Source organism: Tardiphaga sp. 862_B3_N4_1, from assembly GCF_051811085.1.
Classification (GTDB): Bacteria; Pseudomonadota; Alphaproteobacteria; order Rhizobiales; family Xanthobacteraceae; genus Tardiphaga; species Tardiphaga robiniae.
The window spans coordinates 2,465,925-2,490,707 of record NZ_JBPWQB010000001.1 but is presented as its reverse complement, the minus strand read 5'-3'; the positions used below and the strand labels follow the sequence as shown (position 1 = coordinate 2,490,707).

Sequence of the window (24,783 nt, the reverse complement as noted above, 5' to 3'; positions counted from 1 at the left end):
CCATGTTGGAGTGCCTGATATGCGCGCCGTTCTAGATCATTGCAGCGATGGCGTGAAGCACAGCGTTGCAGCTGGCGATACGATCATCCGGGAAGGACAGACCAGCGGGCATTTGTTCGTGCTGATCGAAGGGCAGCTCGATGTCGTCAAGGGCGACACGGTGGTTGCGAGTTTGACCGAACCCGGTGCGGTGGTCGGTGAAATGTCGGTGCTCCTCGAACAGCCGCATACGGCCACGGTGCGTGCTGCCATCGATACGCAAGTCTACGAGTTCGAGAATGCGACGGATTTCTTGCGGGCTCACCCGACCGTCGTGCTGATGATCGCGCGGCTGCTGGCGCAGCGGCTCAATGTGGCGACGAGCTATCTTGCCGATATCAAGCAGCAATATGCCGGCCATGGTACGCATCTGTCGATGGTCGGTGAACTCCTGGACAACATGGTCAACCTGTCGCCGACGAAGGTGTCACCAGGTTCGGATCGGGGCTCGGATCGACAAAACGATCCACGGATGTGAGCCATGCGGGCGCGACCTTGATCGGTAACGCCGGACGCTGCAGCGGAGCGTTCAGATCGATATGGTCAGCGCCTTCCGCCGATAGCCAGAATGCTGTGCCGTCATCGAGGTCGAGCACGATGTAAGCCGGCGGCCGGCCGAACTGGCGGCCTGCATTGAACACCCAAGTCTCACCAATCCGGTCGTACCAGGAACCGTCTTTGACAAACGGAGACTCATGCACATGGCCGGAGATCACCATCGCGGGCCGATGCGCTTCGATCCACTGCACCAGTTCGATATCGCCGAAGTAACGTTTGCCACCCCAGCTCGTCGGTGAGTTGGTTGGCGGCGCGTGATGCACCCAGATCCAGCGTTTTGCATTTTGTGCGGATGCTTCGTTGAGTTGTTGCGCGATACGCTGCTGGACCAACGGACCGTCCCACCACGGACAGACCGTGAAGAACGTATCACCAATGGTGAGGCTGTCACCATCGCAGGCGATGCCGAGTTGTCCCACATCGCCAACCCAGCGCGCGACCTTCTCGCCCTCGGCATTGCGTTCGTCGAGATCGTGATTGCCAGAGCACAGGATCACCTTGGTGCGTTGGGCAAGCAGGCCGAGATACTTTTTCACCACCAAGATTTGAGCGCGGAAGTCGACGACCGAGGCGATATCAAGAGCGTCGCCAGCAAAGATCACGAGGTCGAATTGCGGCGCGACGCTGAGTAGCCAGTCGAACTGGGGCAGCGAATAATGCAGGTCGGCCACGACAAGGCAGCGCATATGAAATCCGAGGTCCGGAAAGAAAGAGAAATATCAGCAGACTGAAAGGTGCAGTCTAGGCATGCGATGGAACCGCGCAAGGCGAACGGGCGCGGCATATTTGTGCAGGTTGGGGGTGTTTAAGGCGCGGCCGCAGCGCAGACGGGCCTAGCCCGCAGCGCTGACCGGCGGTTTGGCCACGGGCTTGGTGACGGCGCAGAACCGCAGCACGATACGCGTGCCGGTATGGTCGGGATCGCGTTCGACGGACGCTTCGAGCTTGCTGGCCATGGCATTGACGATGCGCTGGCCCATGCCGGTGGAGCGCGGGTCGACTTTCACGTTGAGGCCGACGCCATCGTCAGTGATCGACAGTTCGAGCTGGTCGCCCTGCGCGGTGAGCACGACATGGATCGGGCCGGCTCCGTCGGGATAGGCGTATTTGACGGCGTTCATCACCAGTTCGTTGACGATGATGCCGATGGCTACGGCGCGGTCCGGATCGATCTCGACGGACTCCGCTTTCAGCGTCAGTCGCGACATCCGGTTGCCTTCGGCTGAGCGACGGAGATCTTCCAGCAGGGCTTCGAGATACTGATTGAGCAGCACGCTGTTGAGGTCGTGCGAGGTGTACAGCCGGCGATGGACCTGCGCCACGGCGGCGACCCGGCCCATGGCGTTGGTCAGCGCCACCTTGACGTGATCTTCGTTGGTTGAGTTGGCCTGCAGATGCAGCAGCGAGGCGATGATCTGCAGCGAGTTGCCGACGCGGTGATTGACCTCGCGCAGCAACACCTCGCGCTCGGCTGCAAGGGCCGCATAACGATCGCGCGACGCGTGGACTTCGGCTTCGGCGTCGTCGCGGGCCTTTGATATCAGGGCCTGTTTGATGGCGGTCGTGCAGGCGACATGCAGCAGCGGCAGGAAGTCGCCCTGGGTGTCCTTCACCAGATAGTCGGCGGCACCCGCCTTGAGGGCGGTCACGGCAATCTTGCTGTCCTGCGACGCCGTGACGAACACCACCGGGGGCGGCGAGGGCAGTTTCTGGATCTGCTCAAGCGTTTCCAACCCGTCGAGGCCCGGCATGTACTGATCGAGCGCGATGACGTCGATGCCACCCTGCTTGATCCGTTCGATACCGGCTTCGCCATTGTCGCAATGCTCGACGCCAAAGCCCTGCCGCGTCAGGCCGCGCGACACCAGCCGCGCAAGACCTGCGTCGTCATCGATATACAGCAGCGTAGGCGTCGTGGCAGATGTCATGTGGACGCTTGTGGAACCTGAATGACGGAGAAAAACAGACCGAGTTGGCGGATCGCGTTGGCGAAGCTCTCGTAGTTCACGGGCTTGGTGATGTAGACGTTACATCCGAGCTCGTAGCAGCGCTTGATTTCCTGCGCATCGTCGGTGGTGGTGAGGACCACGACGGGCGCACATTTGAGAAATTCGTTCTCTTTGACCCGCTTCAGGATATCGATCCCGGTCATGTCGGGCAGGTTGAGGTCGAGCAGAATCAGCAGGGCTTCGCCCTTGTGATCGAGGCCAGTGCTATCCTTGCCGAACAGGTAGTTGACGGCGTCTGTACCGTTGGTGAACGGGATGATCTCATTATTGACACCCGAGCGCCTGATATTGCGTTCGATCAGACGGGCGTGACCCTCGTCGTCCTCGATCATAATGATGGTGACTGGCTTACTCATGTTTGTTTATCCCGGTTATGCCCCGTCCATCTGGCCGGCAGCGTGACGGTGAAGTTGCTGCCGTTGCCGAGTTCCGATGACACCGACATGGTGCCGCCCATTCGTCGCACCAAAGCGCGCACATGGGCCAGTCCGATGCCCTGGCCGGGCTTGTCCTGTGTACCCGCACGGCGGAAAAGATCAAAGATGCGCTGATGATCCCGGGGATCGATGCCGCGGCCGTTGTCGATGATCTCGAAGATCGCAAAGCCCATCTTGGTGCGGCCCTTGACGAGAATGTCGCCAGGGACGCCGGGCTTCAGATATTTCAGCGCATTGTCGATCAGGTTGCCGAAGATCTGTTCCATTGCGAGACGATCGCTCTCGATGTCAGGCAATGGCTCGATGCGGATCTGGGTTTCGGTCTCGGCTGCCTGATGCGCTACGGTGGAAGCGATGCCTTCGATGAGTTCGCGGGTGTCGATCTTCACCGGCTTGAACTCCCGCCGGCCCTCGCGGGTCAGATTGAGAATAGCGCTGATCAAGCGGTCCATCTTCCCGATCGACGATTTGATGAAGCCGAGCGCTTCGGTGAAATCGGCGGAGAGTTGCTTGTCCTGTTCGGGCAGCGCCGGCTCCGGCAATTCGCCGTTCACATCGGGCACGACGGGGTCTGCATTGGCGAGCGTTGCGATGCGCCTGAAGATATCGCCGCGCAGCTCTTCGAGCTCGCTGGTGAAGCCCATGATGTTGACCAGCGGCGAGCGGAGGTCGTGGCTGACGATATAGGAGAAGCGCTGCAGCTCGTCGTTGGCTTCGCGCAAGTCGGCGGTGCGCTCCTCAACGGCGGCTTCGAGGTCGATGTTGCTGTCGCGCAACCTGGCCTCCGCCTCATCGCGGGCGTTTGACGAGCGGCGCACGAGGAAGATCGACAGCGCCGCCAGGAGCACCACCAGACCGGAGCCGGCCACGGTGACTAACGAGGCCCATTGCTGACTCTGGTCGGCCGTCCGGGTGCGTTCGACAAACAGGCGGCCTTCTTCGGCGCGCATCGCGCGGGTGATATCGGCGATGTCCTGAACGGCCTGATTGGCGCCGCCGCGACGAAGGATGTCGATGCTCGACTGGATGTCGTTGTTCTTGATGCGGTCGATCCCCCTGGCGAATTCCGCCAGTCGCTGCTCGACGGCTGCATGCAGTTTGACCGTGTTGGCGACCTGGGCCGGATTGTCGTTGGCGAGGGCCACCAGTCTGTCGACGGCCGGCAGGATCGCGGCCGCCGAGGTTTCGTATTCGGAAAGGAATTGTGGACCGCTGGACAGCAGATAGGCGCGGGTCGCGCTTTCGGTCCGGCGGATTTCCAGCAGCAGGTTCGATATCTGGTTCTGGACTTCGACGGTGTGGACCACCCACCTGGAATCGTCACGTGCCTGGTTCACCAGGATAACGGAGGCCGCGCTGATGGCGGCAAGCACCAGCAATCCCGCCAAGAGCACCAGGATTTGCCATAGCGCTCGCCTGCGGGCGGCGTCAGCGGTCACGTAGTACTCGCTTGGATTGCAGATTGGACTTCAATATGGCCCCCGCCGCCGGACGTCTCCCGGCAGCACAAAAAACGCGGATCGAGGCGATTGGTTCCAGACTGATCCCAAATGTTTCAGGTCTTGGGAGCCTTGCCGGCCAGATACTGTTCCAGCCAGTGGATGTGATAGTCGCCCTCGATAATATCGCTTTCCCGGGCCAGGGCCCGGAACAGCGGCAGGGTCGTCTCGACGCCGTCCACTACGATCTCGTCCAAGGCCCGTCGCAGTCGCATCAGGCATTCCGGCCGGTTCTTGCCGTGAACGATCAGCTTGCCCACCAGCGAGTCGTAATAAGGCGGGATCTTGTAACCCTGATAGACCGCGGAATCGATGCGGACGCCGAGGCCGCCGGGGGCGTGATACTGGGTGATCGTGCCGGGCGACGGCCGGAAGGTTTCCGGGTTCTCGGCATTGATGCGGCACTCAATGGAATGGCCGATGATGTTGACCTCTTCCTGAGTGCAGGGCAGGTCGCCGCCGGCGGCGATGCGGATCTGCTCCAGCACAAGATCGATGTCGGTAATCATCTCGGTGACGGGATGCTCGACCTGGATGCGGGTGTTCATTTCAATGAAATAGAACTCGCCGTCCTCGTAGAGGAATTCGATGGTGCCGACACCGAGATACTGCATGTCCTGCATCGCCTTGGCGCAGATGCCGCCGATCCTGGCGCGCGCTTCCGGTGACAGGATCGGCGAAGGACCTTCTTCCCAGACTTTCTGGTGACGGCGCTGCAGCGAGCAATCGCGCTCGCCGAGATGCAGCGCGCCGCCGCGGCCGTCGCCGAGCACCTGAATTTCGATGTGGCGCGGCTTCTGCAAGTACTTTTCGAGATAGACCGACGCGTCGCCGAACGCAGCCTTGGCCTCGTTCGAGGCAGTGGACAGCGCCATCAGCAGATCGGCTTCAGTCTGCGCGACCTTCATACCACGGCCGCCGCCGCCGGCGGCTGCCTTGACGAGGACCGGGAAGCCGATCTCGCGGGCGATCGCTATGGCATCGTCTTCGGGGCCGACGCCGCCGTCCGAGCCGGGCACCACGGGAATGCCAAGCCGCTTGGCGGTCTTCTTGGCTTCGATCTTGTCGCCCATCAGGCGGATGTGTTCGGCCTTGGGGCCAATGAACTTCAGATTATGGTCGGCGAGGATCTCCGCGAAGCGCGCATTTTCCGACAGGAAGCCATAACCGGGATGCACTGCATCGGCGCCGGTGATTTCACAGGCGGCGAGCAGCGATGGGATGTTGAGGTAGCTGTCTTTCGACGCCGGCGGGCCGATGCAAACGCTCTCGTCGGCGAGGCGCACATGCATGGCGTCGGCGTCCGCGGTTGAATGCACGGCCACGGTCGCGATGCCGAGCTCCTTGCAGGCCCGCAGGATGCGCAATGCGATCTCGCCGCGGTTGGCGATCAGGATTTTCTCGAACATGGCGTTCCGAAGTCAGAGGACGTTGTGGTGTTACTCGATGATGACCAGCGCTTCGCCGTATTCGACCGGCGAGCCGTCTTCGATCAGGATCTGCGTCACGGTACCGGCCCGCGGTGCAGGGATCTGGTTCATGGTCTTCATCGCCTCGATGATGACCAGCGTCTGTCCGGCAGCAACCTTGGCGCCGACTTCGATGAAGGCCGGCTTGCCGGGCTCCGGGGCGCGGTAGACGGTGCCGACCATCGGCGAGGGCACAGCGCCAGGATGCTTGGTCATGTCGGCGGCGGCCGGTGCGGCAGCAGCTGCGGCGACAGGCGCGGGTGCAGCAGCCGGTGCGGGCGCATAAGCTGGCACAGCGGCAGCAACGCTGATGTTACGCGCGACGCGCACGCGCAGACCGGCGCGCTCGACCTCGATCTCGGTGAGGTTGGTTTCATCCAGCAGCAGCGCCAGTTCGCGGATCATGCCGCTATCGTTGCTGGCTTTCGGCGTTGCGGTCTGTGTGTCGTCAGGCTTGCGGGCCATGGGCAATCCAATGTCTGAAGTGAAAGACGAATAATGAGCGAAGCGGGCGCGTCACGCGATGGCGTTGGCACCGATTTTTGCGGCGAGGCCGCTGATCGCAAGGCGATAGCCCTCGATGCCGAAGCCGCAGAGGCTGGCAAAGGCTGCCTTGGCGATGAAGGAATGGTGGCGGAAGCTTTCGCGGGTGTAGACGTTGCTGACATGCACTTCCACGGTGGGAATGCGCACACCGACGATGGCGTCATGCAGGGCGATCGAGGTGTGCGAATAAGCGCCGCCATTGATCACGATGCCGGCCACGTGTTTCTCGCGGGCCTGATGGATATAGCCGATGAGCTCGCTCTCGCTATTGGACTGCCGGCAATCTGCGGTCAGGCCATATTGCGCGGCCGTGGTCACGCACAACTTCTCGACGTCGGCCAGAGTTGCATGCCCATAGGTGTCCGGCTCGCGGATTCCCAGCAGGTTGAGGTTGGGGCCGTTGAGCACGTAGATGGTGTTGGTCGTGGTATTGGCCATCGGACATCCCGGGCAATAGCAATGGGCGCGGGTGGGCGCCGTTCTGCCCGGGGTTATAGGTAACCAAACCGCGGAGGGGAAGCCTCTAGACCCCCGGTTCCCCCAGCCAAATACCTCACCCAATTCATAAAAAGCCCACTGGAACCTGTGGAAAATGCTTATTAACCAAGGTTAAAGCCACTGGCGCCATTTCCGGTGATCTGCCGGATCACGACAGGGGCGGAGCGTCCCGGATAGCAAACGGGCGGACCCTTTCGAGCCCGCCCGGGTGTCACATCAGATGCGCCGCCTTAGGCGTCGATGACTGCGACGATCTCGAGTGTTCGCGGGTTCACGACGATGATCTCGTTGCGAACCAGGAAGAACTCATAGCCGCGCCAGTCCGGATAGACGGTGATGATCTCAGCCGGAAGCGGGTGGAAGCGGACCTCGCGCGGTACACGGGTGCCGACCGAGATCGAGAAGTTCACATTGGTCACCGGCTGGATATTTTGCTGCTTGATGACCGTGGTGACCTTGGTGCGCTGCTCGGTGGTCAGCTTGGCGCCCGCGCCGGCCTGACCGGTGGTCGTGGTCGACTTGGTCTCCGTCGATGTCGACTTGGTGTCGGCACCTGACTTGGAGTCGGTTGACTTGGAGTCGGTCGACTTGGAATCGGCCTTCATATCCGTGCCGGCTTTTCCGCTGTCACGGGTCGAGTCGGTCGTACGCTTGTCGTCACGCTGCATCTTGTCGTCGGACTGCGTCGACTTCACCGCCGGCTTCTGCTCGGACTTATTGGTGGTGTCGGTCGCTTCGTCCTTGTTGACTGGTGCGGTGCGTTCGGCCGGCGCAGCACGATCAGCAGCCGCGCCGCCTGCGGGCGCGCTCGTTGCGCCGCTACGTGCAGCACCGCCTGCCGGCGCCTCACGGGTCATTCCGGCACCTCCGGCGCCGCCACCCGATGTTGCAGCTCCTGCGCCGCCGGGATTTTGCGCGCTAGCCAAACCCGAACCTGCAATCAGTGCAGCGGCGGCGACGCTCATCAATAAACGGTTGTTCATCTTGGTTCTCCTCGCGATGCATTGCCCGCCGTACAACGGCATTGGCGGAGGGATGTTCCTGAGAAAGTGTAGTTCCATTGCTTTTGTTACGCTTGAGTATACGTCACGCCGCGTCAGGGCTTGATCTTCGTCTTGTAGACTTCATCGCCGTTGTCATCGATGACGACGACCTTCCGGTCACAGTCGCCTGCGATATCAACTGCGATTTGATGAGCAATATTCTTGGCTACATCCCTGGCTTGCGTGTCGTCGCTACAATCCAGACCTACGGGGTCCTCAAGCCGGAAACCATCGACAATCTCGAAATGATATTTTGGCATTGCTCTTTCTCCTCCTCCGTAAAGGGCAATCCACCACCGTTGGCGATGTTCCTACGTCGGAAATGGAATGAAGACGGTCTCAGCCGGAACCAAATGGGAGCACGTGCATTGCACCATCGAATAAGGAAAATGCGATGCCAGCCTTTGTGGAGATAATCGTTCAGAAGATAGCGGAAGCGGTGCCGATCGAGAATTCGGTCTCCGATTTTGTCGCCGGCGTCCTGGAAAATACGGCAAACAGGCTATCGCGCTTTGAGCAGCGCTCGGATGACGGCGAGACGACAGTCGAGGACATCGCGTAACCATCGCTATAATATTTATCGAGTTTCAAAGAGGCCGGCTGTTACGCAGCCGGCCTCTTTACTATGCGTTCGACATGGACAGGGCAGGCTCAACGACTAACATCTGGTCATGTCAGTCGGGATCTGCGGAGCTGTGCTTCGATGAGGAATTGGATTGGAAGAATCCTGGCGCTGGTAGTCTTGTCGGCTGTGCCCGCGCTCGGATGGGAGCATTGGGGCGGCGACCGTGGTGGCTCTCGCTTTGCGCCGCTTGAGCAGATCACCTCCGACAATGTCGGCCGCCTGATCGAGGCTTGGCGCTTCCAGACTGGCGATCTCCTGCGTCGCACACCTGCGCAGATGGCGCGCACCAAGTTCGAAGCGACGCCGTTGCTCGTTGAAGACAGCCTGATCTTCTGCACGCCGTTCAACGAGGTAATCGCGCTCGAGCCCGCCAGCGGCCGGCAGAAGTGGCGTTTTGATGCGCGGGTCGCGCCAGACGTGCGCCCCGCCAACCGCTGGGTTTGCCGCGGCGTGACCTATTGGCGTGACGATCGCGCAGCATCCGGCGCGACCTGTCGCAGCCGCATCTTCATGGGCACCAACGATGCCCGTATCGTTGCGCTGGATGCCGCGACCGGACTGCCATGTGCCGACTTCGGCGCGCAGGGTGAGGTCAAGCTCGACCCGGGAATGCCGCTTGATGGCCCCGGTGAATTTCAGATCACATCGCCGCCGGTGGTCGGGCGCGACGTCGTCGTGGTCGGTTCTGCACTCGCCGACAATCGGCGTGTGAGCGCGCCCAAGGGGACCGTCCGCGCGTTCGATGTGCGCAGCGGCGCGCCGCGATGGTCGTGGGATCCGCTGGTCCATGACGGTATCGAAGCCGGCCACGCCAATGTCTGGGCGCCGATGTCGGTGGATGACGAACGCGGATTGCTGTTCTTGCCGACGTCGTCACCCAGTCCGGATTTCTGGGGCGGTAAGCGGCCCGGTAACAATGCGCACGCCAATTCGGTCGTTGCGCTGAAGATCGACACGGGTGAACTGGTCTGGTCGTTCCAGACCGTGCATCACGATGTCTGGGACTACGACGTGCCGGCGCAGCCGACGCTGGCCCGCATCGATCTTGCAAGCGGTCCCCGCGATGTCGTCATCCAGGCCACCAAGCAGGGCTTTCTGTTCGTGCTGGATCGCAGCAGCGGCACGCCGATCTGGCCGGTGGAGGAAAGGGCCGTTCCGCAGGGCGGCGTTGAGGGCGAAGCGCTGTCGCCCACTCAGCCCTTTCCAACGCATCTTCCGACACTGGTGCCGCAGCGGGTAATGCCGGATGAGGCGTTCGGCGTGACATTCTGGGATCGCGGCAAGTGTCGGGATGAACTGGCCAATGGACGCAACGAAGGGCTCTACACGCCACCTGCGACCGTTGCGGGCACTTTGCTGTTTCCGATGACCGGTGGCGGCGTCAACTGGGGCGGCGTTGCCTTCGATCCCGTCAGTCAGGTGCTCTATGCCAATACGAGCCGCGCCGTACACCGGGTCACCCTGATCCCGCGCGCCGAGGCGCAGAACTACAGGCCGCCGGCAGGTACGGATTTTGGCGCGCAGCGCGGCGCGCTTTTTGCCATGACGCGGGCGCTTGTAACGTCGCCGCTCGGCATGCCCTGCAACAAGCCACCATGGGGCGCGATGGTTGCGGTGGACCTCAAGGCGGGCAAAGTGCTGTGGGAGTCGAAAGTCGGCACCACCGAGGACACCGCGCCACTGGGGCTCGCACTGGCCACCGGCATGCCGCTGGTCAATGGTCTGCTGCCGACGCGCGGCGGCGTGATCTTCACCGGCGCGATGGATGCCTACCTGCGTGCGTATGATGCGAAGACTGGCGCCGAACTCTGGCAGGGGCGACTACCGGTGCCGGGCGTCGCCAATCCGATGACTTACGCCGCGAATGGAGAGCAGTATGTGGTCATCGCCGCCGGCGGTCATTCGGAAGTCGGCACCTCGATCGGCGACAGCGTCGTGGCGTTTCGTCTTGCGCACGACGGAGAGGCGCCGTCGCTGCGCTCGCTTTATATCGATCGTCCCGGCGGCCGGCTTCGCGCCGGCGCGATCGTGCTTGGCGTGGTGCTCGTCCTGTCTCTTGCCTTTGTTCTAGCCTGGCGTGTTCGGCGCAAGGCTCGGGTGTGATTTACACCCAGCGCTTGTCGGCGGTGAAATCCACCGTCAGCCAATAACCCGGGCTGAGGCCGCCCATGGCCAAAGCGATCTCGGCGCGGATGGCGTCAAGTTCGGCGAAGGTCTTGCTGATCTCGCCGGACGGTGCCACCAGCCCGATTTCGATGAATTGCTGACGGCCGGAGCGCATTACATGCGAGCTGCAGTCGCTGAAGCCGTGTTTGTACGCGATCGATTGCGCGAGCTCGCGAACCTCCTCGTCGAGATCGCTCGGTGCGACCTGCAGGATGTCGCGCCCGGCATTCCAGATCGTCGAGAGCGGAAACGGCAGCAGGCAGATCGCAACCACCAGCAGGATCAGCGGATCGACCAGCGGTGCATAGGCCGCTGCTGGAGTCTTCGCCATCACCGCTCCGAGCAAGAAGCTGATGCAGACCGCCAGACTGAGTACGCCGCCCATCAGCCAGGCACGGGCATCGATGTCGAGCAGTTGCGAGCCGTGTTCGCCGGCCGAGCGGCGGATATAGATGCTCATGCCGAAGCTGATGGCACCCGCCACCGCAGCGAAGATAGCGCCGGGGCCGAATTCGATGGCCCGCCCGCCCGTGATCAGTCCGTTAAGGCCGTCGATGAAGGCATAGGCGCAGGCAAAGCTGAGCACCGTGCCGTTGATCAGCGCGAGGATCGGTTCGAGGTGCCAGTAGCCATACTGGAAGCGGTCGTCCTCGCCTCTGCTGATCAGTCTTGCGGTCAGCAATGCAAGGCCGGTCATGGCTGCGTCGATCAACGTGTAAAAACCGTCGAAGGCGATGGCGCGCGAACTGATGGCGAGCCCGAAAGCGATGCTGGCAAATGAAATGAGAAGCGTGACGTAAATCGAAATCTTCAGGAGCCGCTGCTCCTGTTTGGTATCGGTCAACATTGGGAACTTAGGCGGGGTGTCCGCTGCATCCTTTTACCGTTGGGGATAGGTTACCCTATCACAGATGGCGTTCAGCCGCTTTGACCGCTACCGCAAGATAAATAAAAAACCGGCTGCGATGCAGCCGGTTTGTCATATTTCCGAGATGTTCGTGTCGGCGCGGGCGACGGTATGAATCACCCTGGCGGTGTCTGGGTTTACGAACAGAGCGCCTTGCCACAGCGGGCCTGATTGATCTTCTCCTTCAGCGCGTCTGCCCCGACGGCACCGATGATCACCTGCTTGCCGATGACGTAGCTCGGCGTGCCGTTCATGCCCATGGATTCCGCGAGCTTGAAGTTCTCTTCGATGGTCGCGCGCACTTCCGGGCTGGCCATGTCCTTTTCCAGTCTGGCGACGTCGAGACCTGCTTCCTTGGCCGCTGCCAAGGCGCGGGCCTTGTCGGCCTGGCCGCGGCCGCTCAACAGCTTCTGGTGGAAGTCGAGATACTTCTTGCCGGTCGGGTCCTGCATGCGCACGGCGACAGCAACCTGGGCGGCTTCAACCGAGCCGGGCCCGAGCACCGGGAATTCCTTCAGCACGACCTTGAGCTTCGGATCGTTCTTCATGATGCCGACCATGTCGTCCATGGCGCGCTTGCAGTAGCCGCAATTGTAATCGAAGAACTCGACGAAGGTGACGTCGCCATCCTTATTGCCGACCACGACGCCGCGCGGCGAGTTGAAGATGGTGTTTGCGTTCGCGGCGATCGCAGCCTGGTGCTTCTCGGCTTCGGCCTGGGCCTGACGCTTGGTGAGTTCGGCAGAAACCTCTTCGAGGATTTCCGGATGGGTGATCAGATAGTCCTTGATGATCTTCTGGATCTCGCCGCGCTGGGCGTCATTGAACGTCTGCGCCGATGCGACCGCGGGCGCGCCACACAGCGCGAGGGCCAAAGCCAGGGCCGGGCCGGCGGAGGCGAGAAAACGGAACGAAGGCATGGGCAAATTATCCTTTGGAAAAGGCCGAGTCAGAAAGCCACGTGTCATTCGGGAAGCTGCTTAGCATTTTGAGGGCGAAATACGCGTTATTTGTGAAGGCGGTCACGCGCAATTCATCATGGCGCCGCAGGTCTCAGAAGCCGGAATGGTGGTGATCCGGCCCGGTCATTGCAGTGAGGGCATGCGGTGCCGGCAAGGGAGTGCTTCCGATCTCGTCATCGAAGATCGGTGCCAGCGGTGGTGCGGGCTCATAGAGCACGACCCGGTTCTTGCCGCTGTGTTTGGCCTGATACAGGGCGTGATCGGCAGCCGCCATCAATCGCTCTGGGGAGGCGATGAGGTCGGGGGACCACTGCGCGACGCCGATGGAGGCGGATAGGGTTCTCACTGTGTGTCCGGCATTGCCAAATTGTCGCGGGCAAGCCGCCAGCACGCGCCGCGCGATCTCGCCGGCCTGCTGCAGGTCGGTGTCGGGCAGCACGATGCAGAACTCGTCGCCGCCGCATCGGGCCAGCGTATCGCCGGGGCGCAACTGATCTTGCGCCGCTTGGGCGAATTGCTTCAGGCAGTCATCGCCGGCGCTGTGACCGAAGCCATCATTGACCGCCTTGAAGCCGTCGAGGTCGATCGCCAGCAGTGCGTATGGGCGTGCGGTCCGCCGCGCCATCGCACATTCCTCGTCCATCCGCTGCAACAGGCGGCGGCGATTGCCGGCGCCGGTCAGATCGTCGATCAGCGCCAGTTCGGCTGCGTCGCCACGCAGGCGGTCGATCGCCATCATCAGCAGTCCGTAATTCCATGTCATGGCGAGGAATGCCGCCACCAGCATGAAGCCGGCCTGTACCGCATCGACCGTCACCATGGTCGTCTCGCTGCCGCCCAGATGAAGCAGCGCGGCAATCGCGCGGCAGGCAAAAGCAACAAGCAAGAGAATCGAGAGGTAGCCGGCCATCCGTGCGCCGTGATTGCTGCGCCGATGATCGCGCGACAGTAGCAGCGGTAGCGTCAGCGCCACGGGAACGCCCTGGCTCAGCGAGTAGACGACAACGCGCATCGCATAATCGTCGATGACCAGTCTGAAGAACATGAAGCCGGCGAGGCTCGCGGAAATTACCAGGGCGGTGGCGATCCAGGATGTAGGCCTGTCGTAAAAGCGGCGGATACCGACCTCTGACAGACAGTAAGCGAGAACTGTCATCTGCGCGGCGAACAGCAGGCCGACGGGATTGGGAAACAGCAGGCCGAGAGCAGGGCCGATCGACGCGCTCAGTGAAGCGGCGCTCCAGTAGCGGGCCGGGACGAAGTTCGGATAGCAGCGTGCGACATAGGCCCAGACGAGACCTGATGACAGGAAGTTGGCGAGCGTGAACCAGAAGATGGTCGTCGTGCTCATTGCCGCCGGTCCCACGTGCGTGTGACGCCGCTGTGTGCGGTTTCGTGCTCCGATGGCTGCATTGGTCTCCCCGCCGGACGCGATGAGCGCATCCATTTTCACTAAATGCAGCGAGTTCCGTTAACGGAACCTGACCGCTGCCGGCGAGAAGCTTGGGGTGGTTGTAAAAGGATGAAGATCATATCGGCGTGGATGGCAGGGTTCGGTGAGGCGCCGCAGGCGGGCAACCTTTGCCATCGGCCCGTGTCAGCCCTCCCCTGGATGATTTGATATACCCTCCCGTCGGCTGTGCCGGTGGGAGGGACCATGAACGCCAGGCTTGAACGGAAACTAAGGGTCCTCACGACGATTATGGCCGCTGGCGCCGCCGCCGGCGTGGCGTTCAGTGCCACCCACGATCTGCCCATTCTGCCCGGGCTCGTGATCGGATTGGTGATCAGCACGGTTCTGGGCGGCTTCGAAATCATGGTGGCCGATGGTCCGATCCGGATCTGGCTGAGCGGTCGCTCGTTCACCGCCAACCTGCTGATCAAGAGCGCGTTCTACGCCGTCGTGATTTTGGCCGTGCAATGGTTTCGGCTTGCGGATGTGCTGATCGGGCGGACGGTCGAGATCGCGGAGGATACGTTCTGGTCGAGCTTGGTCTATTCGGTCGTCGTCTCCATCGTCGTCAATCTGGCTTTGGCAATCACCAATCTCGTCGGCGGACGCGCGTTGTTGAACTTCTTCACCGGGCGCTATCACACGCCGGTCGAGGAAGAGCGTTTCGTCCTGTTCGTGGATATTGCGGGCTCGACCAGCCTGGCCGAGCAACTTGGTGGCGTCGGTATCCACCGTTTCCTCGATCGGACCTTTCGCCTGCTATCGCTTCCGGTTGTCGACTATCGCGGCGAGGTACTTGCCTATGTCGGCGACGAGATGATCGTGACCTGGACGAAGCGGGACGGTGCGGTCGATTGCCGTCCGTTGCGCTGCTTCATGGCCATGCGCGACGAACTGGCGCGCAAAGCGGGGCAGTTTGAGCGCGAGTTTGGCACGGCGCCCCGCATTCGCGGCAGCCTGCATTTCGGGCCGGTGATCATCGGCGAAATCGGCGACGTCAAACGTGCGATTGTCTTCAATGGCGACGTCATGAACACCGCCTCGCGGCTGGAAGAGCTCAGTCGTGGTGTAGAGGGCGGTTTTGTCGCATCGAAGGCGGCGATGGATTGCTTTGCCTCGGCGCCGCCATTCACGGTCAGCGCACTCGGTCATCTTCCCATTCGTGGACGCGTGGATGGAATTGTCGCATTCGGTTTGCAGCCGCCGCACGAAACATAATGAAATAAACGCGCAAACAAATGGCAAATCAACCGTGCAAGAGTTTCCGGACATGGAAACCCGCATGGCCCAGTATTCAAGATTCACTTTGATCGTTGCAGAGCTCGCGTGATGCCTCGCGCGACGCTTCCCATTATTTGCACGGCGCTGCTGCTGTCGGCCTGTGCGTCGCTGCCGCGCGCTCCGCTGATAGCAAGCGCGCGCGCGACGATCCCGCAGATTCCGTTGGCCAGGATATCGCCCGACGAAGGCTATCGCATCTTCGCGGGATCGCGGCGCGGTGCCGCACCGCTCACCATTCTTGCCTTGTCCGGCGGCGGCGCTGACGGCTCCTATGGCGCAGGATTCCTGCAAGGCTGGTCCGACTCCGGACTGCGCCCCGATTTCGATATCGTCACCGGCTCCAGCGTTGGCGCCCTGATTGCGCCATTCGCGTTTCTCGGCCCGGGCTATGACGGCCGTCTCGAAGCGATCTTCACCAGCGGCGCTACTGAAAATCTGATGCGTATCGCGGGGATCAACGCCGTTGTCGGATCGGGCGTCTTCAAGGCGGGGCCGATGAAAGACCTCATCTCGAAATATGCTGATGATCGGATCATCGATGCGGTCGGCGCACGGTATCGCAGGGGCAAGATGCTCATCGTGGCCACCACGAACCTCGACACCCAAGGGACGACGCTCTGGAATATGGGGGAGATCGCGAGCAGCGACAGTCCTGGCCGCTATGAATTGTTCCGGAATGTTCTTGCTGCGTCGGCCGCTATCCCCGGGATTTTCCCGCCAGCCCTGATCGCCGTCGAGTCCGGCGGAAACATGTATTCCGAGATGCATGTCGATGGTGGCGTGACATCGAATATTCTGGCTGTGCCGGAGGGCGTGTTGACGGCCCATGCTGGATCGCTGGCTACGAAGTCTCGGGTCTTCGTGATCGTTAACGGTAAGCTGTCGCCCGACGCCTCCTATACATCGGATCTGACGCTTCCGATCGTGGCGCGCTCGTTTCAGACCTCGGTGAAGGCCAATACGCGCAATGCGATGATCGCGACATACGATTTCTGCAAACGCAACAACTGGGATTTCAAAGCAACGGCCATCGACGCGGGCAAGCTTACCACGAGCGATCCAACCAATTTCGATACTGACTATATGAAAGAGCTCTACGCCTACGGTCGTGCCAAGGGCGGTTCGGCCAGTGGATTTCAATCGAACCTGGAAGGGTTGAGGGGGCAGGGTAGCTAGATGTGTCGCATCGCTCCAACAGCGTCCTTGGAACGCTCCCGAATACGGATATCCGTTCGGCGCCTCTGGTCTCGTACAAAAGACATCGCGTTCTTGAGCGTGGAGGTTGCGTATTATCCGTTGCTCGTCTTCGGGATCGCGATGATCTTGTGGTCCAGCTGAGCAGGCACTGCTTGCGAAGGGTCGTTCTTCAGCGATCGTCTGCAGCGGCCCGTGTGGCCGCATGGCGAGCGCGTCGTTCAGGCTGCGACCGATGATACGTTTGCGATATCGATCTCGATGGAAAGCGTCTGCCTTAACCCGTGAGGCTGCCGGTTCTCGATTCCGAGCGTGCCACCCTGCCGCTCGACAATTTCCTTGGCGATGGCCAGGCCGAGCCCGGCGCCGGGAATTGACTGGCGGCGGGCTGGATCGACGCGAAAGAACGGTTCGAAGGCACTTGCCAGGAATTGTTCGGGAATGCCGGGACCGTTGTCATCGATCAGGACGACAGCGCGGCGATCGTGAACGCGCAGGCTTACGATGGCGCCGCCGCCATGGGTTGCAGCATTGATGATGAGATTGCGCAGGGCGCGCTTGAGTGCGAGAGGCGAGATCTTGACGATGCTGTGATCGAGTCCGGCAATTGTCACCCGCATCTTGATCAGGGTGAGTTCGGCACAAACGTCCCCGACGAGTTCGTCGAGTCTGACGTGCTCGGTGCCTTTTCCGACGGTCTCTTCCCGAACGAGCTGGATGGCGCTGTCGGCAATGTGATCCATTTCATCGAGGTCATGCAGCCACTCCTCACGCTCTCGTTCGTTGAGAAACTCGGCGCGCAGACGCATGCGTGTCATGGGTGTCCGCAAATCGTGCCCTGCGGCAGCCACAAGTCTGATCTTGCTGTCCATCGCTTTTTTCAGACTTGCGCCCATCATGTTCAGTGCCTGAGCGGTTGCCTTGATTTCGATAGACCCTTCTTCTTTGAGCACGGGCAGCACGCCGTCCTTGCCAACGGACATCGCCATGCTCTGCAGCAATTTAAGCTGGTTCGTCGTCTGATGGGCGACCGTAAGAGCAACCCCGATGACGCCGACCGTGATCAGTACCATCCAGCCGGCGAGGCCCCACCACACTTCAGGAGGCGGCGCGTGCTCGCGTATGGGCCAGCTCAGCCAGCCGGGGCCCATCTTGATGGACGCCCATCGTTGGCCATCCGGCGTTTGCTTGACGAAAATGTCGAAATTGGCTTGCGATTTTTGAAATGCTTCCTGCAGAAGCTTGGTCGGCGCTTCCAGAAGCTTTCCCTCGATGGGCGCCGGCTGAAGATGAAAGACTGCATCGTTTCCGCGAAAGGTGATGCTGTTGGAAAATGCAGCGACGCGAGACGTCAATCCGTCACGAAAATCCTTTTCGACCAGCCCGAGTATCATTTGCGACATCACGGCGCTGGCCAGGATCACCACACAAAGGACCGAGCCCACCAGCATCAAGGAAAATCGAATGCGTATGGAGTTCATGTGTCTGCACCGATCGTTTCAACGCGTGCCGAGAAAATGTAGCCGCCGTTACGCACGGTTTTGATCAACTGGAAATCGTCATTGTCGCCGAGCTTCTTGCGCAACCGGCTCATTAACACGTCGATTGAGCGATCGAACACGTCGTCGGAGCTGCGGTTCGTCAGTTCGATCAGTTGATCCCGGGAGAGCAGGCGGCCCGGCCGTCTGACCAGCACGAGCAACAGTTCGAATTCAGCTGTCGTGAGATCGAACGGCTGCCCGTTTTCGTCCAGCAACTGCCGCGCGCCGGGATGGAGTTTAAATCTGCCGAAGTGATGTTCGAGTACCTGGGAGAGCTGGATATCCTGCGTTACCTTGCGGCGGAGCACCGCGCGGATGCGGGCGAGCAACTCGCGCGGATTGAACGGCTTGCCGAGATAGTCGTCCGCGCCGATTTCGAGGCCGATGATCCGGTCGACATCCTCCTTCAGCGCCGTCAACAGGATGACGGGTATCTCGGAGCCCTCCCGCCGAAGATCTCGGCAGATATCGAGCCCCGACCCATCGGGGAGCAGGACATCGAGAACGATCAGGCTGACCTCGTTGGTCTGCAGCGCTTCCTTCATCGTTCGCTGGTCGGAGGCGATGGATACGCGGTAGCCTTGTTCGGTCAGATAGCGTCCCAGCAGTTTTCGTATTGCAAGATCGTCATCGACGATGAGGATGTGAGACATGGTCTGCATTGGGCGGCATCCGGCTCCAGGCGGTTGTTCGTTCAACGTGACTGCTAATGTCGTAGCATAGCTGTCTTGGGCGGAGGGACGGTAATCACTGTCATGCATGTCCGGTCATTCCGTCACCGGCATCGCGTCGTCGTTCCACTCGGGAGGTGCTCCCATTTTCCCGCCGATGAAGGCGGAAACGCCGGTGCGCCCGAAGGCGTCACAGGCAGCGTATTTAGGCTTCCCCCCAAAAGCCGAATTCACGCGCTGTAGACTGGGCGTGGACAGCTTCTTGTCGAACGGATTTTCACCGGTAATGAGGAGCTTGCTGAAATCTGCGCCGAACTCGCCCGCCAGATCGTAGGCGTCGCCGGATGCCGCAACGCGCGGTGTGCTCGTCAACATGTCGGCATCGCGAGCCCAGACGAATGCCGCTTTCTGCTGGCCTTGTACGTCGCGGGCTTCCGCTTCCACCGACAGGCCGCCCATGCCGTACGGGATCCGGGGTACGACGATGGGAAAGCCTGCACTGATGAACATCGGTGCGGCGGAGGCAACCTTGGCGGCCCCAGCGACATTCGGATCGGTGACGGTCACACGCGTCACGGTGACATGCACCGTCAGGTCGGCGGGTTGCCCGGATGGGACCACATTGAAGCGGTCGCTCAGTCCGATACAGACGGAACGGTCGACAGCATTCGCGATGACGCGACGTTGCTTGTCGGTGAGGGCGGCTCGAGATGCGGCATGAGAGAATGACGTGGGTATGATGCTGACACTCCTGGCCGCCAGGACACCGGCCTTGTCGACGCGCATCTTGGACTTGGTAGTGATGCCGTCGGCCGGCGCGAGGTCGTTATACGAGGCGAGAGACCCTGATGTCTCCAGCTGCGCCGTGGCGCATCCAGCGACAGTTGCTGTCAGAGCGTGCAGGCATATCAGTTTCAACACGTGGTTGATGGCGTTCGCGCGCATAGAGATGTCCCCCAATAGTCAGGGACACTGCGTACGGAGACAAATTGTCAGCCACATTGCGAAAGATTACGGATCGGCCGCCATTTGTTTCAGAACATTGCAGAGGGAGGCGCGCTAGTTCTTGCCCGGCATTTTCGCGGCGATGATGTCATCGGCCTTGACCCAGCCGGGCGTGCCCACGGCAAACCGCGCCTTGGCGCGCGAGGCAAGGTCGCGGGCGGTCTTGTTGTCGCCGCGAAGGAAGGCGGCCTGGGCCGACGCCAGGTCGGCCTCTGCGAGTTCGCCCTTGCGGCCATAGGCCATGGCGAGCTGCATGTAGCCGACGGGCGCTTCACTCTCACGCGTCACAGCAGTGCGCAGGATGCGGATCGCCTCGTCGGTATAGGCCTTGTTGTCGGAGGCGACGAGTGCGTGGCCGAGCATCATCTCGATCAGTGGCGCGTTGTTGGAGAGCTGCACCGCGCGGCGCAGCGGCGCGATCGCCTCATTGGGCTTGCCGCCTTCCAGCAGCGCCTGGCCGCGCAACTCGTAGAAATACGGATTGTTCGGCTGCGCCTTGATCAGCGCATCGATCTGCTCGACGGCCACGCGCAGATCGCCATGGCGATAGGTGGCGATGGCGCGGGCATATTGCGCGGGCAGGCTGGTGTCGGACGGCGGATAGCGCCGCAGCACCGTGTCGCGCTGCTCCATGAAGCCGGCGGTCTTGGCGCGCATCAGCTCGTGGCGCAGCATCAGCGCCGGATCGTCCTTCTTGTCCCAATAGGGACTCGACTTCGCAAGCTCCTCGAGGGCGGCAACGCGCTCCCGGGGCATCGGATGCGACATCATATACGGGTCGCTTCCGCGTGCTGCGAACAGGCTGTCGGTGCCGAAGCGCTGGAACGTCTCGTACATGCCCTTGGACGACTGGCCGGTCTGGTTCAGGAATTTGACGCCGGCGCGGTCGGCATTCTCTTCCTGCTGCCGCTGATAGGACAGCATCGTATTCATCATCATCGCTTGCGGCGCGGCGACCGCTGCGGCGCCGATATTGCCGGCAGCACCATTGGAGTTGCCGCCGCGCGCTCCGGCCGCCATGGCGCCGACGCCGAGCAGCATCGCCACGATCATCTGGGTCTGCGCCTGCGCCATGCGCTCGCGCAGCTTTGACAGATGGCCGCCGGCGAGATGGCCGGTTTCGTGGGCGAGCACGCCGATCAGCTGGTTCGGCGTCTGTGACTGCATCAGCGCGCCGTGATTGACGAAGATGCGGCGACCGTCAGCGACAAAGGCATTGAAGCTGGCATTGTTGATGATGACGACCTGGATGTTTTGCTTTTCGAGGCCTGCGGCGCGCAGAATCGGGCGCGTATAGTCACGCAGCAGCTGTTCGATCTCGGCGTCGCGCAGCAGGCGCGGAGCGTCGCCTTGCTGCGCTTGGGCGGCCATTGGCGTCAGCGTCAGCGTCGCCGCGGTCAGCAGCGTGGTCAGCTTCGAGAACAATCGAGATGCAGCCCTTTTAGGCTGCAGCTGCAGGTCTTTCATCATTGGCCGAGGTTCGGATTCGATATAAGCCCTAACAAGTCAAATATTGCGGCGGGAGCGCGGCGTTGCTCCCATGCCGTAACGTGCATAACGCCGCGCAGATAGCAGATTTCCATGCCAGATACGATCCTCAAAACCCGGGCACACAGCCTTCTTGCGGCGTCCGGACGCAGCGATGTTCCCCCGTTCATGGTGATGGATGTGATGGCCGCCGCGGCGCGGATCGAGGCCGCTGGCGGGCATGTGATTCACATGGAAGTCGGGCAGCCGGCAGCGCCCGCGCCCAAGGTGGCCATTGAGGCTGCGCAGGCCGCACTGGCGCACGGGCGGATTGAATATACCGCTGCGCTTGGCACCCCGTTGCTGCGCGCGCGGATCTCCAAGCATTATCGCGACGTCTATGGCTGTACGGTCGATCCGGAGCAGATCGTGGTGACCACCGGCTCCTCCGGTGCGTTCATCCTGTCCTTCCTGGCCCTGTTCGAGCCCGGCGACCGCGTCGCCGTCACCGTGCCCGGCTATCCGCCGTATCGGCATATTCTGACTGCGCTAGGCTGCGAGCCGGTGCTGATCGAAACCCATGCCGACAAGCGGCACGCCTTGACCGCCGAGGATCTGCTCGCCGCGCATCGTGAAAAGCCGCTGAAGGGCGTGCTGGTCGCGAGTCCGGCCAATCCTACGGGCACCATGATGTCGCGCGAAGCGCTCACCAGCCTGATCCACGCGGCCGATGACGCCGGCATCCGCTTCATCTCGGATGAGATCTATCATGGGCTCGATTATGCATTTCCGGCCGTGACCGCGGCCGAGCTGTCGCCGAACGCGCTGGTGATCAATTCCTTCTCGAAATACTTTTGCATGACCGGCTGGCGCGTCGGCTGGATGGTTGTGCCCAAGCCGCTGGTGCGGTCCATGGAACGGCTGCAGCAGAACCTGTCGATCTCGGTGCCGACGCTGTCGCAGATTGCGGCGGAAGCTGCGTTCGACGGTCATGCACAGATGGAAGACATCAAGCATGGCTATCAGGAGAACCGCCGCATCCTGACCGCAGGATTGCCGCAAGCCGGCCTCACGGACTTCCTACCGGCCGATGGCGCCTTCTATCTCTATGCAGACGTGTCGAAATTCACGTCGGACAGCTTCGATTTCGCCAAGCAGATGCTGGAACAGGCGCATGTCGCCGCAACACCCGGCAGCGACTTCGATCCGATCCATGGCAAGTCCTATATTCGCTTTTCGTATGCGAGCTCGACCGAGGACATGCATGAGGCGGTCGCGCGGATCAGCAAATGGCTCGGGCAGGGTGGTCCGAAGTGAGCGAGCCCATCTTGTCGGATGCATCCACCGCGAACGCGCGTCGTGTCCCCATCGCCGACGTGTGGTGGCCGGCCCGCCGCAAAGGCTTCGCCGTCGTACGGCGTGCCATAGTGCTGGCGGCGTTTGGAGTCGCGTTGTTGGCGGTTTCGGCGAAGATCAACCTGCCACTGCCCTATGTGCCGATGACCCTGCAGACGTTGGTCGTTTTGATGATCGGCGCCGTCTATGGCTGGCGCCTCGGCACGTTGACGATCATCGCCTATCTCGCCGTCGGTGCATTGGGATTGCCGGTGTTCGCCGGGCCCGTTGGCGGTCTCAAACCGCTCACAGGGGCGACGGCCGGCTTCCTGTCCGGCTTCGTCGTTGCTGCATTCGTCACGGGCTGGTTCAGCGAACGCGGATGGGATCGCTCGATGGTCCGCCTGTTCGTTGTCATGGCCATCGGCCACATCGTGATCATGGCCATGGGCTTTGCCTGGCTGGCTTACGGTATGAAGCTCGGCGCCGAGAAAGCCTGGTTGGTCGGCGTGATGCCGTTCCTGGCGGGGGCATTAGTGAAGAACACATTGGGCGCGATCCTGGTACCCGTCCTGCGCGGAATGGTTGATCGCCGGTATCGCTGAACGCTCGGCGCGATATTTGTTCGTTAATCGCCCAAGTAATTCCGTGTGGCGGCTTGCAAGAGGCCGCCCATGTGACTAATGACCGCGGCAGTAAAAATGCTCAGGGAGTTGAAGCGGAATGTCTGCGGTAACGGCAACGGCGGGTCCGGGAGTGGCCGCTCCGGTCAAAAAGCCCTGGTACAAGGTTCTCTATATTCAGGTGCTGATCGCTATCGTGATCGGTGTGCTGGTCGGGTGGCTGGAGCCTCAGTTCGCCACCAATGAATGGATCAAGGCGCTCGGCGACGGCTTCATCAAGCTGATCAAGATGGTGATCGCGCCGATCATCTTCTGTACCGTGGTGTCTGGCATTGCCCATATCCAGGACGCCAAGAAGGTCGGCCGCGTCGGCATCAAGGCGCTGGTCTATTTCGAGATTGTCTCGACCTTCGCGCTGATCCTCGGCCTTGTGATGGGCAACCTGTTCCAGGTCGGCCATGGTCTGGTGACCAAGACCGAAGGTAGCGCAGGCGCAGTCGCCAATTACGTCAAGCAGGCTGAAGCAACGAAGTCGGTCGATTTCGTGCTCAACATCATTCCTGACAGTGTCGTTGGCGCCTTCGCCAAGGGCGACATCCTGCAGGTGCTGTTGTTCGCGATCCTGTTCGGTTTTGCGCTGATGGCGCTGGGCGAGCGTGGCCACAGGTTGCGCGACATGATTGATGAGACGTCGCATGCCGTGTTCGGCGTGATCGCCATTGTCATGAAGGCAGCCCCCCTCGGAGCATTCGGCGCGATGGCCTACACCATTGGCAAGTTCGGCCCGGCGGCGCTCACCAACCTGTTGAGCCTGATCGTGCTGTTCTACGCGACCGCAGCACTGTTCGTGGTGGTCGTGCTCGGCATCATTGCCCGCATCGTCGGCTTCAACATCTTCAAGTTCATCGTCTACATCAAGGATGAGCTTTTGATCGTGCTCGGCACTTCTTCGTCGGAAAGCGCGTTGCCGCAGCTGATGGAGAAGCTGCAGCGTCTGGGCTGTTCGAAGTCGGTCGTCGGCCTCGTGGTGCCGACCGGCTATTCGTTCAACCTCGACGGCACCAACATCTACATGACCCTGGCGACGCTGTTCATCGCCCAGGCGCTCGGGGTGGATCTGTCGTTCGGCCAGCAGGTGACTATCCTGATCGTGGCGATGCTGACCTCCAAGGGTGCTTCGGGCGTCACCGGCGCCGGCTTCATCACGCTGGCAGCCACGCTGTCGGTGGTTGATCCGCGTCTGGTGCCCGGCATGGCGATCGTGTTCTCGATCGACAAATTCATGAGCGAGGTGCGCGCGCTTACCAACATCACGGGCAACGGCATTGCTACGGTGTTCGTGTCGTGGTGGGAAGGCGAGCTTGATCACGACACGATGCACGCCAATCTCAACAAGACCATCGATCCATCGGATGTCGAAACGGCAATCACGACGGACTGATCCGCAGTAGATTG

Annotated in this window: 24 protein-coding genes; 8 read left to right on the top strand and 16 right to left on the bottom strand. The window is 61.4% G+C overall.

Going from position 1 to position 24,783, the window contains the following annotated elements; genetic code table 11:
• Nucleotides 1-19 precede the first annotated feature (19 nt).
• A complete protein-coding gene (locus tag AB8B02_RS11730; protein WP_320444282.1) occupies nucleotides 20-517 on the top strand; it encodes a Crp/Fnr family transcriptional regulator in 498 nt (165 codons plus the stop codon).
• Here the strand turns inward: AB8B02_RS11730 and AB8B02_RS11725 are convergent.
• The 9 genes from AB8B02_RS11725 to AB8B02_RS11685 all read right to left on the bottom strand — a co-directional run bounded on the left by AB8B02_RS11725 (nucleotide 444) and on the right by AB8B02_RS11685 (nucleotide 8,358).
• The gene (locus AB8B02_RS11725; RefSeq protein WP_439063983.1) at nucleotides 444-1,283 is read right to left on the bottom strand and encodes a metallophosphoesterase family protein; all 840 of its coding nucleotides are present in this window, start codon (nucleotides 1,281-1,283) and stop codon (nucleotides 444-446) included. The two genes, AB8B02_RS11730 and AB8B02_RS11725, sit on opposite strands and share 74 nt — an antisense overlap.
• Before the next feature lie 147 nt (nucleotides 1,284-1,430).
• A complete protein-coding gene (locus AB8B02_RS11720; RefSeq protein WP_439063982.1) occupies nucleotides 1,431-2,525 on the bottom strand; it encodes a response regulator in 1,095 nt (364 codons plus the stop codon).
• On the bottom strand, nucleotides 2,522-2,962 hold the full coding sequence (locus AB8B02_RS11715; RefSeq protein WP_089264105.1) for a response regulator: 441 nt from the start codon (nucleotides 2,960-2,962) through the stop codon (nucleotides 2,522-2,524). Before AB8B02_RS11715 ends, AB8B02_RS11720 begins: the two co-directional genes overlap by 4 nt.
• The gene (locus tag AB8B02_RS11710; protein ID WP_439063981.1) at nucleotides 2,959-4,482 is read right to left on the bottom strand and encodes a sensor histidine kinase; all 1,524 of its coding nucleotides are present in this window, start codon (nucleotides 4,480-4,482) and stop codon (nucleotides 2,959-2,961) included. The genes AB8B02_RS11715 and AB8B02_RS11710 overlap by 4 nt, the downstream gene beginning before the upstream one ends.
• Nucleotides 4,483-4,598: 116 nt before the next feature.
• A complete protein-coding gene (gene accC / locus AB8B02_RS11705; RefSeq protein WP_120289360.1) occupies nucleotides 4,599-5,951 on the bottom strand; it encodes an acetyl-CoA carboxylase biotin carboxylase subunit in 1,353 nt (450 codons plus the stop codon).
• 30 nt (nucleotides 5,952-5,981) lie between these two features.
• Nucleotides 5,982-6,476 (bottom strand): acetyl-CoA carboxylase biotin carboxyl carrier protein, encoded by a 495-nt coding sequence (gene accB, locus AB8B02_RS11700; protein WP_089264108.1) that lies wholly within the window; start codon nucleotides 6,474-6,476, stop codon nucleotides 5,982-5,984.
• A 51-nt stretch (nucleotides 6,477-6,527) separates the two neighbouring features.
• Nucleotides 6,528-6,995: a type II 3-dehydroquinate dehydratase gene (gene aroQ, locus AB8B02_RS11695; protein WP_093758393.1), complete on the bottom strand. Its 468-nt coding sequence runs from the start codon at nucleotides 6,993-6,995 to the stop codon at nucleotides 6,528-6,530.
• Between the two features lie 290 nt (nucleotides 6,996-7,285).
• The gene (locus tag AB8B02_RS11690) at nucleotides 7,286-8,038 is read right to left on the bottom strand and encodes a DUF1236 domain-containing protein (RefSeq protein WP_439063980.1); all 753 of its coding nucleotides are present in this window, start codon (nucleotides 8,036-8,038) and stop codon (nucleotides 7,286-7,288) included.
• A 113-nt stretch (nucleotides 8,039-8,151) separates the two neighbouring features.
• A complete protein-coding gene (locus AB8B02_RS11685; RefSeq protein WP_089264111.1) occupies nucleotides 8,152-8,358 on the bottom strand; it encodes a DUF6894 family protein in 207 nt (68 codons plus the stop codon).
• Between the two features lie 134 nt (nucleotides 8,359-8,492).
• On the opposite strand from AB8B02_RS11685, the gene AB8B02_RS11680 reads away from it, so the two are divergent.
• Nucleotides 8,493-8,660 carry a hypothetical protein gene (locus tag AB8B02_RS11680; RefSeq protein ID WP_439063979.1) on the top strand — a complete coding sequence of 56 codons (168 nt, stop codon included), beginning with the start codon at nucleotides 8,493-8,495 and terminating at the stop codon, nucleotides 8,658-8,660.
• Nucleotides 8,661-8,801: 141 nt separating this feature from the next.
• Nucleotides 8,802-10,826, top strand: coding sequence for a pyrroloquinoline quinone-dependent dehydrogenase (locus AB8B02_RS11675; RefSeq protein WP_439063978.1), 2,025 nt, complete (start codon nucleotides 8,802-8,804; stop codon nucleotides 10,824-10,826).
• A 1-nt stretch (nucleotide 10,827) separates the two neighbouring features.
• On the opposite strand, the gene AB8B02_RS11670 is transcribed toward AB8B02_RS11675, so the two are convergent.
• The 3 genes from AB8B02_RS11670 to AB8B02_RS11660 all read right to left on the bottom strand — a co-directional run bounded on the left by AB8B02_RS11670 (nucleotide 10,828) and on the right by AB8B02_RS11660 (nucleotide 14,109).
• Entirely contained in the window at nucleotides 10,828-11,733 is a 906-nt protein-coding gene (locus tag AB8B02_RS11670) for a cation diffusion facilitator family transporter (RefSeq protein ID WP_439063977.1), read from the bottom strand.
• A gap of 200 nt (nucleotides 11,734-11,933) precedes the next feature.
• Complete coding sequence (locus AB8B02_RS11665) at nucleotides 11,934-12,716, bottom strand: DsbA family protein (RefSeq protein ID WP_093758397.1); 783 nt, start codon at nucleotides 12,714-12,716, stop codon at nucleotides 11,934-11,936.
• A gap of 133 nt (nucleotides 12,717-12,849) precedes the next feature.
• Nucleotides 12,850-14,109 carry a GGDEF domain-containing protein gene (locus tag AB8B02_RS11660; protein WP_439063976.1) on the bottom strand — a complete coding sequence of 420 codons (1,260 nt, stop codon included), beginning with the start codon at nucleotides 14,107-14,109 and terminating at the stop codon, nucleotides 12,850-12,852.
• Nucleotides 14,110-14,415: 306 nt separating this feature from the next.
• On the opposite strand from AB8B02_RS11660, the gene AB8B02_RS11655 reads away from it, so the two are divergent.
• Nucleotides 14,416-15,429: an adenylate/guanylate cyclase domain-containing protein gene (locus AB8B02_RS11655; protein WP_439063975.1), complete on the top strand. Its 1,014-nt coding sequence runs from the start codon at nucleotides 14,416-14,418 to the stop codon at nucleotides 15,427-15,429.
• Between the two features lie 111 nt (nucleotides 15,430-15,540).
• Nucleotides 15,541-16,668, top strand: a complete 1,128-nt coding sequence (locus AB8B02_RS11650; protein WP_439063974.1) for a patatin-like phospholipase family protein — start codon at nucleotides 15,541-15,543, stop codon at nucleotides 16,666-16,668.
• Nucleotides 16,669-16,907: 239 nt separating this feature from the next.
• Here AB8B02_RS11650 and AB8B02_RS11645 read toward each other — a convergent pair whose 3' ends face one another.
• The 4 genes from AB8B02_RS11645 to AB8B02_RS11630 form a co-directional block, all read right to left on the bottom strand.
• A complete protein-coding gene (locus tag AB8B02_RS11645; protein WP_439063973.1) occupies nucleotides 16,908-18,167 on the bottom strand; it encodes an ATP-binding protein in 1,260 nt (419 codons plus the stop codon).
• Complete coding sequence (locus AB8B02_RS11640) at nucleotides 18,164-18,889, bottom strand: response regulator (protein ID WP_089264118.1); 726 nt, start codon at nucleotides 18,887-18,889, stop codon at nucleotides 18,164-18,166. The genes AB8B02_RS11645 and AB8B02_RS11640 overlap by 4 nt, the downstream gene beginning before the upstream one ends.
• Before the next feature lie 105 nt (nucleotides 18,890-18,994).
• Nucleotides 18,995-19,843, bottom strand: coding sequence for a DUF3313 family protein (locus tag AB8B02_RS11635; protein ID WP_184516964.1), 849 nt, complete (start codon nucleotides 19,841-19,843; stop codon nucleotides 18,995-18,997).
• 114 nt (nucleotides 19,844-19,957) lie between these two features.
• Nucleotides 19,958-21,370 carry a M48 family metalloprotease gene (locus AB8B02_RS11630; protein WP_439064631.1) on the bottom strand — a complete coding sequence of 471 codons (1,413 nt, stop codon included), beginning with the start codon at nucleotides 21,368-21,370 and terminating at the stop codon, nucleotides 19,958-19,960.
• Nucleotides 21,371-21,484: 114 nt separating this feature from the next.
• On the opposite strand from AB8B02_RS11630, the gene AB8B02_RS11625 reads away from it, so the two are divergent.
• From AB8B02_RS11625 to AB8B02_RS11615, 3 genes are all read left to right on the top strand, one after another.
• Nucleotides 21,485-22,687: a pyridoxal phosphate-dependent aminotransferase gene (locus AB8B02_RS11625; RefSeq protein ID WP_439063972.1), complete on the top strand. Its 1,203-nt coding sequence runs from the start codon at nucleotides 21,485-21,487 to the stop codon at nucleotides 22,685-22,687.
• 11 nt (nucleotides 22,688-22,698) lie between these two features.
• The gene (locus tag AB8B02_RS11620; RefSeq protein ID WP_439064630.1) at nucleotides 22,699-23,310 is read left to right on the top strand and encodes a biotin transporter BioY; all 612 of its coding nucleotides are present in this window, start codon (nucleotides 22,699-22,701) and stop codon (nucleotides 23,308-23,310) included.
• Nucleotides 23,311-23,428: 118 nt separating this feature from the next.
• On the top strand, nucleotides 23,429-24,769 hold the full coding sequence (locus AB8B02_RS11615) for a dicarboxylate/amino acid:cation symporter (RefSeq protein WP_089264122.1): 1,341 nt from the start codon (nucleotides 23,429-23,431) through the stop codon (nucleotides 24,767-24,769).
• Nucleotides 24,770-24,783 lie beyond the last annotated feature (14 nt).

What these genes read in the sequence shown, in the direction of transcription:
- AB8B02_RS11690 (WP_439063980.1), bottom strand. Translation starts at nt 8,038, where the DNA reads ATGAACAACCGTTTATTGATGAGCGTCGCCGCCGCTGCACTGATTGCA.
- AB8B02_RS11645 (WP_439063973.1), bottom strand. Translation starts at nt 18,167, where the DNA reads ATGAACTCCATACGCATTCGATTTTCCTTGATGCTGGTGGGCTCGGTC.
- accB (WP_089264108.1), bottom strand. Translation starts at nt 6,476, where the DNA reads ATGGCCCGCAAGCCTGACGACACACAGACCGCAACGCCGAAAGCCAGC.
- accC (WP_120289360.1), bottom strand. Translation starts at nt 5,951, where the DNA reads ATGTTCGAGAAAATCCTGATCGCCAACCGCGGCGAGATCGCATTGCGC.
- AB8B02_RS11715 (WP_089264105.1), bottom strand. Translation starts at nt 2,962, where the DNA reads ATGAGTAAGCCAGTCACCATCATTATGATCGAGGACGACGAGGGTCAC.
- AB8B02_RS11685 (WP_089264111.1), bottom strand. Translation starts at nt 8,358, where the DNA reads ATGCCAAAATATCATTTCGAGATTGTCGATGGTTTCCGGCTTGAGGAC.
- AB8B02_RS11650 (WP_439063974.1), top strand. Translation starts at nt 15,541, where the DNA reads ATGCCTCGCGCGACGCTTCCCATTATTTGCACGGCGCTGCTGCTGTCG.
- AB8B02_RS11635 (WP_184516964.1), bottom strand. Translation starts at nt 19,843, where the DNA reads ATGCGCGCGAACGCCATCAACCACGTGTTGAAACTGATATGCCTGCAC.
- aroQ (WP_093758393.1), bottom strand. Translation starts at nt 6,995, where the DNA reads ATGGCCAATACCACGACCAACACCATCTACGTGCTCAACGGCCCCAAC.
- AB8B02_RS11625 (WP_439063972.1), top strand. Translation starts at nt 21,485, where the DNA reads ATGCCAGATACGATCCTCAAAACCCGGGCACACAGCCTTCTTGCGGCG.
- AB8B02_RS11660 (WP_439063976.1), bottom strand. Translation starts at nt 14,109, where the DNA reads ATGAGCACGACGACCATCTTCTGGTTCACGCTCGCCAACTTCCTGTCA.
- AB8B02_RS11655 (WP_439063975.1), top strand. Translation starts at nt 14,416, where the DNA reads ATGAACGCCAGGCTTGAACGGAAACTAAGGGTCCTCACGACGATTATG.
- AB8B02_RS11720 (WP_439063982.1), bottom strand. Translation starts at nt 2,525, where the DNA reads ATGACATCTGCCACGACGCCTACGCTGCTGTATATCGATGACGACGCA.
- AB8B02_RS11680 (WP_439063979.1), top strand. Translation starts at nt 8,493, where the DNA reads ATGCCAGCCTTTGTGGAGATAATCGTTCAGAAGATAGCGGAAGCGGTG.
- AB8B02_RS11675 (WP_439063978.1), top strand. Translation starts at nt 8,802, where the DNA reads ATGAGGAATTGGATTGGAAGAATCCTGGCGCTGGTAGTCTTGTCGGCT.
- AB8B02_RS11730 (WP_320444282.1), top strand. Translation starts at nt 20, where the DNA reads ATGCGCGCCGTTCTAGATCATTGCAGCGATGGCGTGAAGCACAGCGTT.
- AB8B02_RS11615 (WP_089264122.1), top strand. Translation starts at nt 23,429, where the DNA reads ATGTCTGCGGTAACGGCAACGGCGGGTCCGGGAGTGGCCGCTCCGGTC.
- AB8B02_RS11665 (WP_093758397.1), bottom strand. Translation starts at nt 12,716, where the DNA reads ATGCCTTCGTTCCGTTTTCTCGCCTCCGCCGGCCCGGCCCTGGCTTTG.
- AB8B02_RS11725 (WP_439063983.1), bottom strand. Translation starts at nt 1,283, where the DNA reads ATGCGCTGCCTTGTCGTGGCCGACCTGCATTATTCGCTGCCCCAGTTC.
- AB8B02_RS11640 (WP_089264118.1), bottom strand. Translation starts at nt 18,889, where the DNA reads ATGCAGACCATGTCTCACATCCTCATCGTCGATGACGATCTTGCAATA.
- AB8B02_RS11630 (WP_439064631.1), bottom strand. Translation starts at nt 21,370, where the DNA reads ATGAAAGACCTGCAGCTGCAGCCTAAAAGGGCTGCATCTCGATTGTTC.